The 16295-nt window shown below is 70.2% G+C and carries 13 protein-coding genes; 3 read left to right on the top strand and 10 right to left on the bottom strand.

The window, feature by feature from the left end; all coding sequences use genetic code 11:
- The first annotated feature begins 62 nt into the window (after positions 1-62).
- Positions 63-1652 (top strand): beta-N-acetylhexosaminidase, encoded by a 1590-nt coding sequence (locus ADK57_RS45500; RefSeq protein ID WP_053755674.1) that lies wholly within the window; start codon positions 63-65, stop codon positions 1650-1652.
- Positions 1653-1730: 78 nt separating this feature from the next.
- Here ADK57_RS45500 and ADK57_RS45495 read toward each other — a convergent pair whose 3' ends face one another.
- From ADK57_RS45495 to ADK57_RS45470, 6 genes are all read right to left on the bottom strand, one after another.
- Positions 1731-3503 (bottom strand): IucA/IucC family protein, encoded by a 1773-nt coding sequence (locus ADK57_RS45495; protein ID WP_053755673.1) that lies wholly within the window; start codon positions 3501-3503, stop codon positions 1731-1733.
- Positions 3500-4045: a GNAT family N-acetyltransferase gene (locus tag ADK57_RS45490; protein WP_053755672.1), complete on the bottom strand. Its 546-nt coding sequence runs from the start codon at positions 4043-4045 to the stop codon at positions 3500-3502. Before ADK57_RS45490 ends, ADK57_RS45495 begins: the two co-directional genes overlap by 4 nt.
- Positions 4042-5328 (bottom strand): lysine N(6)-hydroxylase/L-ornithine N(5)-oxygenase family protein, encoded by a 1287-nt coding sequence (locus ADK57_RS45485; protein ID WP_053755671.1) that lies wholly within the window; start codon positions 5326-5328, stop codon positions 4042-4044. The genes ADK57_RS45490 and ADK57_RS45485 overlap by 4 nt, the downstream gene beginning before the upstream one ends.
- Positions 5312-6778 carry a lysine decarboxylase DesA gene (gene desA / locus ADK57_RS45480; RefSeq protein ID WP_053755670.1) on the bottom strand — a complete coding sequence of 489 codons (1467 nt, stop codon included), beginning with the start codon at positions 6776-6778 and terminating at the stop codon, positions 5312-5314. Before desA ends, ADK57_RS45485 begins: the two co-directional genes overlap by 17 nt.
- Before the next feature lie 163 nt (positions 6779-6941).
- Positions 6942-7808, bottom strand: coding sequence for a siderophore-interacting protein (locus tag ADK57_RS45475; RefSeq protein ID WP_053755669.1), 867 nt, complete (start codon positions 7806-7808; stop codon positions 6942-6944).
- Between the two features lie 46 nt (positions 7809-7854).
- Positions 7855-8901 (bottom strand): ABC transporter substrate-binding protein, encoded by a 1047-nt coding sequence (locus ADK57_RS45470; protein WP_053755668.1) that lies wholly within the window; start codon positions 8899-8901, stop codon positions 7855-7857.
- Between the two features lie 207 nt (positions 8902-9108).
- Here ADK57_RS45470 and ADK57_RS45465 point away from each other — a divergent pair, with 207 nt between their 5' ends.
- A complete protein-coding gene (locus ADK57_RS45465) occupies positions 9109-9483 on the top strand; it encodes a hypothetical protein (protein ID WP_199830819.1) in 375 nt (124 codons plus the stop codon).
- A 153-nt stretch (positions 9484-9636) separates the two neighbouring features.
- Here ADK57_RS45465 and ADK57_RS45460 read toward each other — a convergent pair whose 3' ends face one another.
- The 4 genes from ADK57_RS45460 to ADK57_RS45445 are packed head-to-tail and all read right to left on the bottom strand — an operon-like array spanning position 9637 to position 15397.
- Positions 9637-10797 carry an acyl-CoA dehydrogenase family protein gene (locus tag ADK57_RS45460; RefSeq protein ID WP_053755667.1) on the bottom strand — a complete coding sequence of 387 codons (1161 nt, stop codon included), beginning with the start codon at positions 10795-10797 and terminating at the stop codon, positions 9637-9639.
- A 6-nt stretch (positions 10798-10803) separates the two neighbouring features.
- Positions 10804-11751, bottom strand: coding sequence for a hydroxymethylglutaryl-CoA lyase (locus ADK57_RS45455; RefSeq protein ID WP_053755666.1), 948 nt, complete (start codon positions 11749-11751; stop codon positions 10804-10806).
- Positions 11748-13766 (bottom strand): acetyl-CoA carboxylase biotin carboxylase subunit, encoded by a 2019-nt coding sequence (locus ADK57_RS45450; protein WP_053755665.1) that lies wholly within the window; start codon positions 13764-13766, stop codon positions 11748-11750. Before ADK57_RS45450 ends, ADK57_RS45455 begins: the two co-directional genes overlap by 4 nt.
- Positions 13767-13780: 14 nt before the next feature.
- A complete protein-coding gene (locus tag ADK57_RS45445; RefSeq protein ID WP_053755664.1) occupies positions 13781-15397 on the bottom strand; it encodes a carboxyl transferase domain-containing protein in 1617 nt (538 codons plus the stop codon).
- 95 nt (positions 15398-15492) lie between these two features.
- Here ADK57_RS45445 and ADK57_RS45440 point away from each other — a divergent pair, with 95 nt between their 5' ends.
- Positions 15493-16086 (top strand): TetR/AcrR family transcriptional regulator, encoded by a 594-nt coding sequence (locus tag ADK57_RS45440; RefSeq protein ID WP_053755663.1) that lies wholly within the window; start codon positions 15493-15495, stop codon positions 16084-16086.
- Positions 16087-16295: the final 209 nt, after the last annotated feature.

Raw genomic sequence — 16295 nt, 5'->3', positions numbered from 1 at the left:
GTTTCACTGGTTCTGAGGGAGAGTTGGTCCATACCTGTCCGGGCTTCAGGAAGGGACCGTAGGTGAGACAGCACCACAGAACGACCCGCCTTCTCGGCTCGCTGCTGCTCGTCGCGGCGGCGAGTGTCTCCGCCGTCGGCGCGACCCCGACTCCCACCGCACAGAACGCGCTTCCGCTCGACCGGATCGTCCCGGCGCCCGCGTCGGTCACCCCCGGCGGATCGCCGTACCGCCTCACCCGCGACACACACATACGCGTGGACGACTCCGGCGAGGTCCGCCGCATCGGCGCCTACCTCGCGGCCGTCCTGCGCCCCTCGACCGGCTACCGTCTGCCGGTCACCACGCACGGCAAGGGTGGCATCCGACTGCGCCTGGGCAAGGGTCCGTTCGGCGCAGAGGGCTACCGTCTCGACAGTGGCGGCAAGGGCGTCACCATCACGGCGGCCAAGCCCGCCGGGCTCTTCCACGGCGTCCAGACCCTGCGCCAGCTCCTCCCGGCGGCCGTCGAGAAGGACTCCGTACAGCCCGGTCCGTGGCTGGTCGCGGGCGGCACGATCACGGACACCCCGCGCTACGGCTGGCGCGGCGCGATGCTCGACGTCTCCCGGCACTTCTTCACCGTCGACCAGGTCAAGCGCTACATCGACCAACTCGCCCTGTACAAGGTCAACAAGCTGCACCTGCACCTCAGCGACGACCAGGGCTGGCGCATCGCCGTCGACTCCTGGCCGAGGCTCGCCACGCACGGCGGCTCGACCCAGGTGGGTGGCGGCCCCGGCGGCTACTACACCAAGGCCGACTACCAGGAGATCCTCGGCTACGCGGCCTCCCGCTATCTGGAGGTCGTGCCGGAGATCGACATGCCCGGCCACACCAACGCCGCCCTCGCCTCCTACGCAGCGCTCAACTGCGACGGCGTCGCACCCCCGCTCTACACCGGCACCGAGGTCGGCTTCAGCTCGCTGTGCGTGTCGAAGGAGATCACGTACGACTTCGTGGACGACGTCGTCCGGGAGCTCGCCGCCCTCACCCCGGGCCGCTACCTCCACATCGGCGGCGACGAGGCGCACTCCACCAGCCACGAGGACTACGCCACGTTCATGGACCGGGTGCAGCCGATCGTCGCCGAGTACGGCAAGACGGTGGTCGGCTGGCACCAGCTGACCGGCGCGACCCCGGCGAAGGGGGCGCTCGCCCAGTACTGGGGTCTGGACTCCACGAGCGCGGCGGAGAAGGCGCAGGTCGCCAAGGCCGCGCAGAACGGGACCGGGCTGATCCTGTCCCCGGCCGACCGGATCTACCTCGACATGAAGTACGACGCGAACACTCCGCTGGGGCTGTCCTGGGCGGGCTACGTCGACGTGAAGCGTTCCTACGACTGGGATCCGGGCAGCTATCTGCCGGGGGCGCCGCCCGAGGCCGTCAAGGGCGTCGAGGCGCCGCTGTGGACGGAGACGATCGTGACCGGCGCGCACATCGAGTACATGGCCTTCCCGCGTCTCGCGGGCGCCGCCGAGCTCGGCTGGTCGCCTGCGGCCACGCACGACTGGGACGGCTACAAGGTGCGGCTCGCCGCGCAGGGGCCGCGGTGGGACGCGCTGGGGATCGGGTACTACCGGTCGCCGCAGGTTCCCTGGCCCGTCGGGTAGTTCGGGCGGACACGATGACGGGCACCCCGGGGGACCGTACTCCGGGGTGCCCGTCCGTCTGTGGGGGCGGTGCGGTGGCTACAGCCCCGCGATCGGGTTCTCCAGGTTGCCGATCAGCTGCAGTGCGCCGGCCGGGTCCGCGAGGTCCACCATCTGCATGTTGTTGCGCAGCTGGAGGCGGTTGAGGCAGGACAGCGCGAACTCGGGGGCGAACATGTCGTACTGCTTGAACTTGTCGGCGAGTTCGGGCACCGAGCGCTGGTAGTCGCGGGTGACCTCGGCGACCGTGCGCCAGAAGTCGTCCTCCTCGACGATCCCCTCGGTGGCGAGGTTCGCGGCGAGGAAGCGGAAGAAGCAGTCGAAGACGTCCGTGAAGATCGACAGGAGCTTCTTGTCCTCCGGGACCTCGACGCGCAGTCGCTCGACCGTCGGCGGCAGCACCGCCTCCGGGTCCATGACGGCGATCTCCTCGGCGATGTCCTTGTAGATCGCGCGCTGGACCACGCCGTCCTTCAGGACCAGGATGACGTTCTCACCGTGCGGCATGAACACCAGGTCGTAGGCGTAGAAGCTGTGCAGCAGCGGGGTGAAGTACGCCCGCAGGTAGCGGCGCAGCCACTCCGTCGGCGGCAGCCCGGACTGCTCGATCAGGGCGCCCGCGAAGGATGCCCCCTCGTGGTCCACGTGGACGAGGGAGGCCATGGTCGCGAGGGACTCGCCGTCCTGGAGGGAGGCCACCGGGCTCTCGCGCCAGAGCGCGGCGAGCATTTTGCGGTACGGCGAGTAGCGGTCCGTCGCCTGCTCGTACTCCAGGTGCCGGTAGCCGACCGCCGCCCGCTCGCGGATGATCGTGAGGCCCGTCGACTTCAGCACCGGGTCGCCCTCGATGAGCTGGGCGAGCCAGTCGTTGATCGCCGGGGTCGCCTCCATGTAGGCGGCCGAGAGTCCGCGCATGAAGCCCATGTTGAGGACGGACAGGGCCGTCTTCACGTAGTGCTTCTCGGGGTGCGAGCTGTTGAAGAAGGTCCGGATGGACTGCTGGGCCAGGTACTCGTCGTCGCCCTCGCCCAGGCACACGAGGTGGCCACGGGCGACCTCGGCGGCGAAGGTGACGGTGAGCTTGTTCCACCACTGCCAGGGGTGGACGGGGATGAGGAGGTAGTCGTCCGGGTCCAGCCCCCGGTCCTTGAGCACCTGGGAGAACCGCTCGACCGTGGCCTCGCCCAGCTCCTCGCGAACGAAGGACTCGTACTCGATCCCGACCCCCGCGGTGAACGCCGCCCGCGAGCGGTGCGCGGCCAGCCACACCAGGCGGACCGGGCTCGCGGTCTCGGGGGCGTACGACAGGTACTCGTGGATGCCGAAGCCGAGCCGTCCGTTGTTGGCGACGAAGCAGGGGTGGCCCTCGGTCATGCCGGTCTCGATGTCCTGGAAGCCGCTTTCGACGAGCTCGGCGACCGGGATCTGCGGCTTGGTGAGTTTGAAGCAGGTGCCGGAGAGGGTGGAGGAGATCTCCTCCAGGTAGACCGGCAGGATCTCGTCGCTCAGGCCCAGGGTCTGCTTCAGCTCGATGAAGAAGTCCAGGGCGGCGAGGGGGAGGTCGACGCCGTCTCGTTGACGGGTGATCGAGTCGGCGTCGACCTGCCAGTGGTCGAGGGCGCGGCGGTCGGCGGTGAACCCGTACCGGGTCAGACCGTCGTCGCTGCGGACCTCGAAGCGGCCGCCGGCGGTGGCCTCCGGTGTGATGAGCCGCTCGTGCGCGAACTCGGCGAGGGCCTTGCGGACGAGGAGGCGGTTGGCCTTCTCCCAGCGTTCGGGGGAGAGGTGGGCCACGGCGTCGGCGAGGGTCATGCGGACACCTCCGTCGCCGCCAGGCTGTGCCTGTTGAGGAAGCCCTCCCGGGTGCAGAAGCTCAGCAACGCCTTCTTCTCCGGCTTCTGTATCTCGCGGTCGGCGACGAACCCGACGGCTTCGTTGAGGGCCTGGACGGCCTTGTTGGACACGTCCGGCTCGACGACGACGCGTTCCACCGCCGGGTCCTCGAAGAGGTGCGCCATCACGGCCGTGATGACGGCCCGGGTGAAGCCGTGCACGGGGGTGTCGGTCGCGGGGGTGAGGAAGTGCATGCCGACATCGCCCGGCTGCGGGTCGTACAGGCCGACCAGCTCGCGGTGGGCGGGGTCGTACTTCTCCATCAGGAAGGCGGGGACGCCGTCCCGGAGGCCGAGCAGGGCGTGGTGGTGCTCGTCGGCGGCGATCTCCATGTACGCGCGCTCGACATCCTCCAGCTTCGCGTCCTGCATCATCCAGAACGCGGCCTTCGGGTGGGTGACCCACCGGTGCAGCAACTCGGCGTCCTGCAGGGGGTCGAGAGGGCGGAAGGTGAAGGTCATACGGCGAACTCCTGGAACGCGATGGTCTTCTCGACCGGGTAGTACTCGGTGCCGAGCAGCTCACGGATGATGTAGCTGTTGCGGTAGGGGCCCATGCCCAGGTCGGGGCTGGTGATGCTGTGCGTGTGGACGCCGGCGTTCTGCAGGAAGACGCCTCTGCCCGTCACGTCGATCGCGTAGTTTCTGGCGACGTCGAAGCTGCCGTGGGAGTCGTAGCGCAGCCGGTTCCGCACGGGGCTCAGGAACTCCGGCTCGGCGTACTTGTAGCCGGTGGCCAGGATCAGGCCCTGGGTGTCCAGCTCGTAGTCCTTGCCCTGCTCCTCCTGGCGCAGGCCGAGGGTGTACGTGCCGTTCTCGTAAGCGGCGCTGTCCAGCGAGGAGTTGGTGAGCAGCCGGGTGGGCACCGGACCGCCGAGGTTCTTCTGGTAGAGCAGGTCGAAGATCTCGTTGATCAGGTCGCCGTCGATGCCCTTGAACAGGCCCTTCTGCTCGGCCGTGAGGCGGTGGCGGGTCTTCTCCGGCAGCGCGTGGAAGTAGTCGATGTACTCCGGGGAGGTCATCTCCAGCGTGAGTTTCGTGTACTCCAGCGGGAAGAAGCGCGGCGAGCGGGTGACCCAGTTCAGCCGGTAGCCGTGGACGTCGATCTCGCTGAGCAGGTCGTAGTAGATCTCGGCGGCGGACTGGCCGGAGCCCACCAGCGTGATCGACTCCTTCTTCTGCAACTCTTCTTTGTGCTGCACATAGCGGGAGTTGTGGATGAAGTCGCCGCCCAGGGACCGGCAGGCCTCGGGGATGTACGGCGGGGTGCCGGTGCCGAGGACCAGGTGGCGGGCGCGGAAGATCTCGCCGGCGGCGCTCTGCACGACGTACACGTCGTCCTCGTAGCGGACCTCCGTGACCGTCGTGTCGAAGCGCACGTTGCTCAGCTTGTTCGCGGCCCAGCGGCAGTAGTCGTCGTACTCGACCCTGAGCGGGTAGAAGTTCTCGCGGATGTAGAACGAGTACAGCCGGCCCTTCTCCTTCAGGTAGTTGAGGAAGGAGTACGGCGAGGTCGGGTCGGCGAGCGTGACCAGGTCCGACATGAACGGCGTCTGGAGGTGGGCGCCGTCCAGGAACATGCCCGCGTGCCACTCGAAGTCGGGCTTCGAGTCCAGGAAGAGGCCGTCGAGTTCGTCGATGGGCTCGGTGAGGCAGGCCAGGCCGAGGTTGAACGGGCCGAGCCCGATCCCCACGAAGTCGTAGGTCCTGTTCGTGGAGCCAGTGGGCTCAGGAAGCGCGTTCAAGGGACTCTCCCAGGTACTGCTCGGCGTGGCCGGCGATCAGGTCGAGTACGGCGGCCATGTCGTCGACCGTCGTCTCGGGGTTGAGCAGGGTGAACTTGAGGTAGTGGCGGCCGCCCACCTTGGTGCCCGCGACCACCGCGTCGCCGGAGGCGAACAGGGCCTTGCGGGCGTACAGGTTGGCGCGGTCGATCTCGGCCGGGTCGGTGACGGCGGCCGGGATGCAGCGGAAGACGAGGGTGGAGAGGGTCGGCTCGACCACGACGTCGAAGCGCGGGTCGGCGGCCAGCAGCTTCCAGCCCTCCACGGCCAGGTCGCACACCTCGTCGAAGAGCTGGCCGATGCCGTCGGCGCCCATCACGCGCAGCGTCATCCACAGCTTGAGGGCGTCGAAGCGGCGGGTGGTCTGGAGGGACTTGTCCACCTGGTTGGGGATACGTTCCTGCACCATGCGGCGCGGGTTGAGGTACTCCGCGTGGTAGGTCGCGTGCCGCAGGGTGGCGGCGTCCCGGACCAGAACGGCGGACGAACTCACCGGCTGGAAGAAGGACTTGTGGTAGTCGACGGTGACCGAGTCGGCGCGCTCGATGCCGTCGATACGGCCGCGGTACTTGACCGAGGCGAGCAGCCCGCAGCCGTAGGCGGCGTCGACGTGCATCCACACGCCGTACTGGCCGCACAGCTCGGCGATCTCGGGCAGCGGGTCGATGGAGCCGAAGTCGGTGGTGCCGGCGGTGGCGACGACGGCCATGGGGACGAGGCCGTCCTGTTTGCAGCGCTCCAGCTCACGGGCGAGCGCGACGGTCTGCATGCGCTTGTCGGCGCCGACGGGGATCGACACGACGGAGTCCTGGCTGAGGCCGAGCAGTTTCGCGGACTTCTTCACGCTGAAGTGGCTGACCTCGGAGGCGAAGATGCGCAGTTTGGCGAAGGAATCCGCCGCTTCCCGCCCTACCCGCCCCGGCTTCGCCTCCTCGCGGGCCAGGAGCAGCGCCTGCAGGTTGGACTGGGTGCCGCCGGAGGTGAACACGCCGTCGGCGTTCTCGCCGAGGCCGATGCGGGCGGTGGTCCAGTCGACGAGCTTGCGTTCGATGAGGGTGCCGCCGGCCGACTGGTCCCAGGTGTCCAGGGAGGAGTTGACGGCGGAGAGGATCGCCTCGCCGAGCACGGCCGGGATGACGACCGGGCAGTTGAGGTGGGCGAGGTAGCGGGGGTGGTGGAAGTAGACCGCGTCCCGGAGGTAGACGTCCTCCAGCTCGTCGAGGACCGCGGCGGTGTCGTGCAGCGGCTTGTCGAGGTCGATCTCTTCGATGCGCGGGGAGAGGGCGTCGACGGTGACGCCGGTGAACGGACGGGAGGTGGTGGCGAGTTTGGCCGCCACCCGCTCTATTCCCTCGGTCACGGAGCGGCGGTAGTGCTCCGCGGTCGTGTCGTTGAGCAGGTGCGAGCGCATTGCGGGTCCTCCGGTGGGGACAGTCCGTGGGGCGGGGGAGCGAAGCGGAGCCGGCTTCAACTTAGGTTAGCCTAACCTAATTAACGCGAACGAAACCCGATCCCTGCCGTGACTGCGGTCACTCTGAACACAGTTCTGCCGTAGGCGAGTTGGACCTGTCGGGTCACTCCTGCTCGCGCAGCTGTTCCTCGGTCAGGCCCTGCCGCCAGTAGCCGACGAAGGTGACTCTGCGGCGGTCGAACTCGCGCTCGCGCACGAAGTGCCGGCGCAGCTCCTTCACGCACCCGGACTCGCCGGCGATCCAGACGTACGGGTGCTCGGCGGGCGGGAGTTGGGCATCACGCAGGGCGCTGAGAGCCATGGGGGCGCTCTCGGTGCGGTTCTCGTCCCGCACCAGCCAGGTGATCTCGGCGTCCGCCTCCGTCACCACGTCCTGGACGTCGCCGGCGTTCGGCACCTCCAGCCAGACCCGGGCGCGGGTGCCGGCCGGCAGTGACTCCAAAATGGAGCAGGCGGCCGGTGCGGCGGTCTCGTCGCCCCAGATCACCACCAGGTCGGTGTCCTGCGGCGGGCGGAAGCGGATCGCCCGGTTGTCCGCGATCGCCGGGCCCAGCAGTACGACCTTGTCGCCGGCCGCGGCCCGCGAGGCCCACCGGGAGGCGGGGCCCGCGGCGATGGCCGCGCCGGGCTCCACGCCGTGCAGGACGAAGTCGATGTCGACCTCGGCGGTGCGCCCCTCGGCGTCCCGCCGCAGGGCGCGGAGCGTGTACGAGCGCATCACCGCCCGTACGTCGTCCGGGAGTTCACGCCAGCCCTGCCACCAGCCGTCGCCGAGCTCGATCGGCACACGGGGCTCGGTCCGGCCCGGCGGCGGCAGGAACAGCGACAGCGACTGGTCCCGTCCGTCCGAGTGGAAGTCCCTGAGGTCGGGGCCGTCGAAGGTGACCCGGACCAGAGACGGGCCGAGCCGCCTCGTCCGTACGACCTGGAGGGAGAAGAAACGGAACGGGGCGGCTACGGCGGTGGTCACTTGTGGCTCCTGAGAGTCAGGAAGGTGTGAGCGGACAGGCGCGGGGTCAGCTGACCTTCTTCGCGTTCTCCAGCGCCTCGGCGAGGGTGGTGAGCAGCGGGGTGCACTTGTCGTAGGACAGGATCGGCTCGGGGGAGCGCGCGATGACCTGGCCGGCCTTCACGGCGGGCAGCTTCTTCCAGGTGGCCTCGGTGATGTCGGCCGGCTGGATGGTCGAGGAGCGGTCGTCCATCATGATGATGTCGGCCTTGTACTTGTCGACGTTCTCCCAGCTCAGCGACTCGAACCAGCCACCGCCCTGCTTCTTGGCGCTCTCCGGGGGCTCGACGAAGTTCACGCCGAGGGACTTGAAGTACTCCAGGTCGATGGAGAGGTTGGTGCCGGAGACGTAGAACAGCTCCGCGCTGGCGGAACCGGCCATCACCTTGATGTCGGGCTTGGCCTTGGCGGCCGCGCGCAGCCGGGTGGCGGCCGCCTCGAAGGCCTTCTTGGCGTCCGTGACCTTGGCGGCGGTCATGTCGCCGCCGAGGGACTCGGCCAGCGCCCACATGCGCTCGAGCGGCTGGGTGAGCAGGCGGTCGTAGACGGAGATGCCGACGCTCGGGGCGAGCTGGGCGATCTTGTCCTTCGACGTCTCGGGGACGTACCAGAGGGTCCCGGCGTCGTCGAACATCGTGCTGATCAGCACGTCGGGCGCGAGGGCCGCGTACTTCTCGACGTTGAACTGGTCCCACGCGTTGCCGAGGACGGTGACCTTGCTGATGTCCATGTCGCCGGCCTGGACGTCGGCCTTGCCGTCCGCCGTCTTGGTCGGGCCGAACACGCCCTTGACCGAGATGCCGTAGTCGTGGAGGGCGGCGGCGACGCCGGTGAACGCGACGATGTTCGCGGGGGACTTGTCCAGCTTCACGGTCGTGCCGCGGTCGTCCTTGAAGGTCCAGGGGCCGGAGGCCTTCGCGGGCGCCGTCGAGTCCGAGCCGCTGTCCTTCGAGTCGCTGTCGCCGCACGCGGCCAGGAAGGCGCCGAGGCCGAGCGCGCCGCCGGTGGCGAGGAGCCCGCGGCGGGAGAAGTTGGCGGTTCTGGCGTTCGACATGGGATGGGTCTGCTTTCATGCGTACGGGGGCCACTGGGGGGCCGCGCCTGCGGGTGGCTGAATCAGGCTTAGGTTAGCCTAACCTTCTATTTTGTCCAGAGGGCACCCGGTACCTGTTCCCGACCCGCAGGGGGCGATGCCCGCGGGGCTTGTGACACGAGTCACGAGCGGTGAGGTCCGCGGGAGGGAGCCTGAACGATGACGCCGATGAACTCCCGTACAGAACCTGCGACTTCACCCCGTCGGCCCCACCTGCCGCGCCTCTCCTGGGTGCTCCCCGTCACCGCCAACCTCGTCCTGGGAGTCGTCGCCGTCGTCCCCCTGTGGCTCCTCATGCAGTTCGCGAGGAACTACCCCCTCGCGGCGTTGGGACTGACCGGCCGTGAACCCACGGACAACGACGGCATGTTGCCGTGGGCGCTGCTGCTCGTGCCGATGTGGGCGGTCTTCCTCGGGTTGTGGATTTCGGTGAACCTGCTGATGAGGGAGCGAACGGGGGCTTCCACAGGGCGGTACTGGGGCTGGGTTGTTGTGGTGGTGCTGGCGCCGACGGGGGTGTTGGCGGGGGTGCTGGGCCTCTGACGAGGAACGGCGGGTTCGCGATCGAGGTGACCGAGGGCTCCGGGCGCGCCCCGGGCGCGGCCGCGGAGGCGCGGGGCGCGGCCGCGGAGGCGCCGTTCCGTGAGGACGCCCCTGGCTCTCCGTGCGGCCGCGTACCGTCGTCGGCGAGGGGGTTCAGCCCGTCAGGCCCAACTCCCTCGCGATCAGCATCCGCTGGACCTCGCTCGTGCCCTCGCCGATCTCCAGGATCTTGGAGTCACGCCACATGCGGGCGACCGGGTACTCGTTCATGAAGCCGTAGCCGCCGTGGATCTGGGTGGCCTCGCGGGCGTTGTCCACCGCGATCGTCGAGGAGTACAGCTTCGCCAGGGCCGCCTCCTTCTTGAAGGGGTCGCCCGACACCAGGCGGGACGCCGCGTCGCGCCAGGCGAGGCGGGCGGTGTGGGCCCTCATCTCCATGTCGGCGATCTTGAACTGGATGGCCTGGTTGGCGCCGATGGGCCGGCCGAAGGCGTGGCGCTCCCGCGCGTACTTCACCGACTCGTCCACACAGCCCTGGGCGAGGCCCGTCGCCAGCGCCGCGATGGCGATACGGCCCTCGTCGAGGATGCGCAGGAACTGGGCGTAGCCCCGGCCCTCCTCGCCCAGCAGGTTCGCCGCCGGGACCCGCACGTCGGAGAAGGACAGCTCGCGGGTGTCCGAGGCGTTCCAGCCGACCTTCGAGTACGGCGCCGCGACCGTGAAGCCCGGGGTGCCCGACGGGACGATGATCGCCGAGATCAGCGGCCTGCCGTCCGGCCCCCGGCCCGTCACCGCCGTGACCGTCACCAGGCCCGTGATGTCCGTGCCGGAGTTGGTGATGAAGCACTTGGTGCCGTTGATCACCCACTCGTCCGTCGCCTCGTCGAGGCGGGCCGTCGTACGCGTCGCGCCCGCGTCCGAGCCGCCGTCCGGTTCGGTGAGGCCGAACGCGCCGAGCATCTCGCCCGTGCACAGGCGGGGCAGCCATTCCCGCTTCTGGGCCTCCGTGCCGAACAGATGGACCGGCATCGCGCCCAGGGAGACGCCCGCCTCCAGCGTGATCGCCACCGACGAGTCGACGCGCGCGAGTTCCTCCAGCGCGATGCCGAGGGCGAGGTAGTCGCCGCCCATGCCGCCGTACTCCTCGGGAAACGGCAGCCCGAACAGGCCCATGCGGCCCATCTCGCGGACGATCTCGTACGGGAACTCGTGCCGCTCGTAGAAGTCGCCGATCTTGGGGGCGACGACGTCGTGGGCGAACTCCTCGACCGTACGGCGGAGTTCCTCCAGCTCTGGGGAGAGACGGTGGTCCATGACAGGTCACTGCTCCTTGTGGGACAGGGCTCGGACGGTGCGGGAAGGGCTGGGTCGGCCCAGTTGTCCGGCCATCCACGCGCTCGTGGCGACGAGGCGGCCGAGGTCGACTCCGGTGTCGATGCCGAGACCCTGAAGCATCCACACGAGGTCTTCGGTGGCGAGGTTTCCGGTCGCGGACTTCGCGTACGGGCAACCGCCGAGGCCGCCCGCCGAGGCGTCGACCGTGGTGACGCCGTACTGGAGTGCCGCGAGGGTGTTGGCGAGCGCCTGGCCGTACGTGTCGTGGAAGTGCACGCCCAACGCGCCGGTGGGGACCTGCTGTTCGGTGAGCGCGGTGAGCAGCGCGAGGACATGGCCCGGTGTCGCCACCCCGATCGTGTCGCCCAGGCTCAGCTCGTCGCAGCCCATGTCGAGCAGGGCCCGGCAGACCCGGACGACCTGGGGGACCGGGACCGCGCCCTCCCACGGGTCGCCGAAGCACATCGACAAGTAGCCGCGGACCTGGACGTCCTGAGCCTTCGCCCTCGCCACCACCGGCTCGAACATCGCCAGCGCCTCGTCGACCGTGCGGTTGAGGTTGGCCTTGGCGAACGACTCGGTGGCGCTGGCGAAGACGGCGACCCGGCGGGCGCCCAGCGCGAGGGCCCGGTCCAGGCCGCGGTCGTTCGGCACGAGGACCGGGAGCGCGACCGGCAGGTCGCCGACGAGCGGGAACAACTGCTCCGCGTCGGCCAGTTGGGGCACCCACTTGGGGTGGACGAAGCTGGTGGCCTCGATGGTCGTCAGGCCGGCGTCGGCGAGCCGGCGGACGAACTCCGCCTTGACCTCGGTCGGCACCGTTGCCTTCTCGTTCTGCAGCCCGTCGCGCGCGCCGACCTCGTGGATGCGGACGCGCGCGGGCAGGTTCGGGGCCCGTACGACCATGGGCAGGCCCGGTTCCGGAGTACTCATGACGTCTCCTCCTCCGCCGGGGGTGCGATGACCGCCAGTACCTGGTCCATGGCGACCGTCGAGCCCGGCGCCACGTCCAGCTCGGCGACCGTGCCGGCGTGCGGGGCGGAGATGACGTGTTCCATCTTCATCGCCTCGACGACCAGCAGGCTCTGCCCGGCGGTGACCTCGTCGCCGACAGCGACCTTCACGACGGTGACCGTGCCGGGCATGGGCGCGGTCAGCGAGTCGGCGCCCGCGTGCCCGGCCCGGGTGAGCGAGGCGGCGACCGGGTCGTGGTCGCGCACGTGCCAGGCGTCGCCGTCGCGGCCCAGCCAAGTGCCTCCCGGCAGGGCGGCGAAGGTGTGGGCGACGCCGTCGAGGTGGAGGGTGAAGCGGGATTCGCCACGCGGGCCCGGGGCCAGGCCCGCGCGCGCCCCGAGGGGGGTCTGCGTGCCGTCGGGGAGCACCTCGGTCCCGCCGTCCGGCGTGTTGCGCACCCGCACGGTGCACGGGTCGTGCCCCGCCACCCGAAGGTGGTGCGCCGTCCAGGCCCGCTCACCGCCCAGGCGCCATCCGTCCGTGACGGAGAACGGGTCCACCCAGCCGGCCCGCTCCGCGCCGAGGGCGGCCTGGCGCAGCAGCGCCGCCGCCGCGTAGACCTCCTGGGGCACGTCGGTCGGCACCAGCCCCTGCGCCTCCCGCTCGACCAGCCCCGTGTCCAACTCGCCCGCCACGACCGCCGGATGCGCGAGCAGCCGCCGCAGGAACCCGGCGTTGGTCTGCACGCCCAGCGTGACCGTCTCCGCGAGGGCGGCGCGGAGCTTGCGCAGGGCGGTGGCCCGGTCCGGGCCGTACGCGATGACCTTGGACAGCATCGGGTCGTACAGGCTGCCGACCTCGGTGCCCTCGCTGAGCCCGGAGTCGGTGCGTACGCCGTCTCCCTGCGGCTCGCGGAGACCGAGCACCGTCCCGCCGGAGGGCAGGAACCCGCGCAGGGGGTCTTCGGCGCAGATACGGGCCTCGACGGCGTGCCCGGTGAGCACGACGTCCTTCTGCCCGAAGGCCAGCGGCTCGCCCGCCGCGACCCGCAGCTGCCACTCCACCAGGTCGAGGCCGGTGACCAGCTCGGTGACCGGGTGCTCCACCTGGAGGCGGGTGTTCATCTCCATGAAGTAGTACGACGACGGGTCGTTCCCGGGGACGATGAACTCGACCGTCCCCGCGCCCGCGTACCCGCACGAACGCGCCGCCTGGACCGCCGCCTCGCCCATCGCCGCGCGGGTCTTTTCGTCGAGGAGCACGCTGGGCGCCTCCTCGATGATCTTCTGGTGGCGGCGCTGGAGGGAGCACTCGCGCTCGCCGAGATGGACCACGTGCCCGTGGCCGTCCGCGAGGACCTGGATCTCGATGTGCCGGGGCCGGTCGACCCACCGCTCCACGAGCAGCGTGTCGTCGCCGAAGGAGGCGCGGGCCTCGCGGCGGGCGGCGGCGATCTCGTCGGCGAGCACCGACGGATCCCGCACCAGCCGCATGCCCTTGCCGCCCCCGCCCGCGCTCGGCTTCAGCAGCACCGGCATGCCGATCTTCCCGGCGGCGTCGGAGAGTTGGGCATCGTCGAGCCCGCTGCCGCTCGACCCGGGGACGACCGGTACCCCCGCCGCCTGCACGGTTTCCTTGGCGCGGATCTTGTCGCCCATGAGCGCGATCGCGTCGGCGGGCGGCCCGATGAAGACGAGCCCGGCGTCGGCGCACGCGCGCGCGAAGTCGGCGTTCTCGGCGAGGAAGCCGTAGCCGGGGTGGACGGCCTGGGCACCGGTGCGGGCGGCCGCCTCCAGCAGCCGCTCGGCGGACAGATAACTCTCGGCGGCCGGTGCCGGACCGATCCGTACGGCGGTGTCGGCCTCCCGGACGTGCCGCGCGTCCGCGTCGGCGTCGGAGAAGACGGCCACCGAGCGCACGCCGAGCGAGCGCAGCGTACGGATGACGCGGACGGCGATCTCGCCCCGGTTGGCCACAAGCACTGTGTCGAACATCGTGTGGAAGCCCCTCACATCCGGAAGACGCCGAACTGGGGGTCACCCAGCGGGGCGTTCGCGCAGGCGGTCAAAGCCAGCCCCAGCACCTGCCGGGTGTCCAGCGGGTCGATGACCCCGTCGTCCCACAGCCGGGCGGTGGCGTAGTAGGCGTTGCCCTGGCGCTCGTACTGCTCGCGGATCGGCGCCTTGAAGCCGTCCTCCTCCTCGGCGGGCCACTGTTCGCCGCGCGCCTCCAGCTGGTCCCGCTTCACCGTGGCCAGGACCGACGCGGCCTGTTCGCCGCCCATGACCGAGATCTTGGCGCCCGGCCACATCCACAGGAAGCGGGGCGAGTAGGCACGGCCGCACATGGAGTAGTTCCCGGCGCCGTACGACCCGCCGACCACGACCGTCAGCTTCGGCACGCGCGTGCACGCCACCGCCGTCACCATCTTGGCGCCGTGCTTGGCGATGCCGCCGGCCTCGTAGTCCTTGCCGACCATGAAGCCGGAGATGTTCTGCAGGAAGACGAGCGGGATCCCGCGCTGGTCGCACAGCTCGATGAAGTGGGCGCCCTTCTGGGCGGACTCGGAGAACAGGATGCCGTTGTTGGCGACGATCCCGACCGGGTGGCCCTGGATGCGCGCGAAGCCGGTGACGAGGGTCTGCCCGAACTCGGACTTGAACTCGGCGAAGCGGGAGCCGTCGACCACGCGCGCGATGATCTCGCGTACGTCGTAGGGGGTACGGGAGTCGACCGGCACCGCGCCGTACAGCCCGTGCGGGTCGGCCTTCGGCTCGACCGCCTCGGTCACCTCCCAGGGCAGGGGGCCGCGCCGGGGGAGCGTGGCGGCGATGGTCCGCACGATCCGCAGGGCGTGCGCGTCGTCCTCCGCGAGGTGGTCGGTGACGCCGGACACGCGCGCGTGCACCTCTCCGCCGCCGAGCTCCTCGGCGGTGACGACCTCGCCGGTGGCGGCCTTCACGAGCGGGGGACCGCCGAGGAAGATCGTCCCCTGGTTACGCACGATCACCGCTTCGTCGCTCATGGCGGGGACGTACGCCCCTCCCGCCGTGCACGACCCGAGGACTGCGGCGATCTGCGGAATGCCGGCGCCGGACATCCGGGCCTGGTTGTAGAAGATCCGCCCGAAGTGCTCACGGTCGGGGAAGACCTCGTCCTGCATGGGCAGGAAGGCGCCGCCGGAGTCGACGAGATAGATGCACGGAAGCCGGTTGTCCAGGGCGATCTCTTGCGCGCGCAGGTGCTTCTTCACCGTCATCGGGTAGTACGTCCCGCCCTTGACGGTGGCGTCATTGGCGACGATGACGCACTCGCGCCCGCCGACCCGGCCGATCCCGGCGATGACACCGGCGGCCGGGGCCTGTCCGTCGTACATCCCGTCGGCCGCGAGGGGAGCCAGCTCAAGGAAGGGCGAACCGGGATCGAGCAGGCTGTCGACCCTGTCCCGGGGCAGCAGCTTCCCGCGCGCGGTGTGCCGCGCCCGCGCCGTCTCACCACCACCCAGCCGGGCGGCGGCCAGCTTGCCGCGCAGCTCCTCGACGAGTGCGAGGTGGGCTTTCTCATTGGCCCGCCAGGCCTCCGACGCGGGATCTGCCGCGCTCGTCAGCTCTGCTGCCTCCTGCATCCTGCGGTCCCCTCACCCAGCGATCGACTGTTAATGAGCGTTAACCATTTCCATCAGGTTAACGACCGCTAACCTCCCTGTCTAGAATTGCTTTCATGGCCACCAGAACAGACGCCCCCACCCGCCGCGAGCAGATCCTCAAAGAGGCCGCGCGGCTGTTCGCCGAACGTGGCTTCCATGGCGTCGGCGTGGACGAGATAGGCGCCGCGGTCGGCATCAGCGGCCCCGGTCTGTACCGGCACTTCGCGGGCAAGGACGCGATGCTCGCGGAGCTGCTGGTGGGGATCAGCGGGCAGCTGCTGACAGGCGCGAAACGACGTGTTCAGGAAGCGGACGGCGTGGGGGCGGAGGCTGCGCTCGACTCCCTGATCGAGGGCCACATCGACTTCGCCCTCGACGACCGGCCCCTGATCACGTTGCACGACCGCGAGCTGGACCGCCTGCGGGACAGTGACCGCAAGCTGGTGCGGCAGCTGCAGCGGCAGTACGTCGAGCTGTGGGTGGAGGTGGTGCGGGAGGTGTACCCGGCGCTCGGTGAGCCGACGGCACGGTCTGCTGTGCACTCGGTGTTCGGACTGCTGAACTCGACGCCGCACCTCGGGAGGCCGGGGGCGTTGCCTGGACGGGGGGTCACTGCCGGGCTGTTGCATCGGATGGCCCGGGGGGCGTTCGCGTCTGCCGCGGGGTGAGGGGCAGCACCCGGCCTGCGGCCGGGGCTGTTGTTCCCACCCGCACCACCCGTACAACTTTCGTCGTCGGGTGCGGGTGGCCCTGGTGGGGGTGAATCGCCGTCGGCGGGTGCGGGTGCGGGTGCGGGTGCGGGTGCGCGTGCGGGCGAGGGTGAGGGCGAGGGCGCGAGGCCCAGGGTCCGGGGTGGGGGCCGGGCTTTGTCGGGGGG

It is taken from the genome of Streptomyces sp. MMG1533, from assembly GCF_001279775.1.
GTDB lineage: Bacteria > Actinomycetota > Actinomycetes > Streptomycetales > Streptomycetaceae > Streptomyces.
Note: the sequence above shows the minus strand (reverse complement) of the source record. Positions and strands in the feature narration are given on the sequence as shown.

Coding starts and splice junctions, on each gene's coding strand:
- ADK57_RS45495 (WP_053755673.1), bottom strand. CDS start 3,503: ATGACCCTCGCCGACGCCGTGGCCCACCTCTCCCCCGAACGCTGGGAG.
- ADK57_RS45490 (WP_053755672.1), bottom strand. CDS start 4,045: ATGACCTTCACCTTCCGCCCTCTCGACCCCCTGCAGGACGCCGAGTTG.
- desA (WP_053755670.1), bottom strand. CDS start 6,778: ATGCGCTCGCACCTGCTCAACGACACGACCGCGGAGCACTACCGCCGC.
- ADK57_RS45470 (WP_053755668.1), bottom strand. CDS start 8,901: ATGTCGAACGCCAGAACCGCCAACTTCTCCCGCCGCGGGCTCCTCGCC.
- ADK57_RS45465 (WP_199830819.1), top strand. CDS start 9,109: ATGAACTCCCGTACAGAACCTGCGACTTCACCCCGTCGGCCCCACCTG.
- ADK57_RS45460 (WP_053755667.1), bottom strand. CDS start 10,797: ATGGACCACCGTCTCTCCCCAGAGCTGGAGGAACTCCGCCGTACGGTC.
- ADK57_RS45455 (WP_053755666.1), bottom strand. CDS start 11,751: ATGAGTACTCCGGAACCGGGCCTGCCCATGGTCGTACGGGCCCCGAAC.
- ADK57_RS45450 (WP_053755665.1), bottom strand. CDS start 13,766: ATGTTCGACACAGTGCTTGTGGCCAACCGGGGCGAGATCGCCGTCCGC.
- ADK57_RS45445 (WP_053755664.1), bottom strand. CDS start 15,397: ATGCAGGAGGCAGCAGAGCTGACGAGCGCGGCAGATCCCGCGTCGGAG.
- ADK57_RS45440 (WP_053755663.1), top strand. CDS start 15,493: ATGGCCACCAGAACAGACGCCCCCACCCGCCGCGAGCAGATCCTCAAA.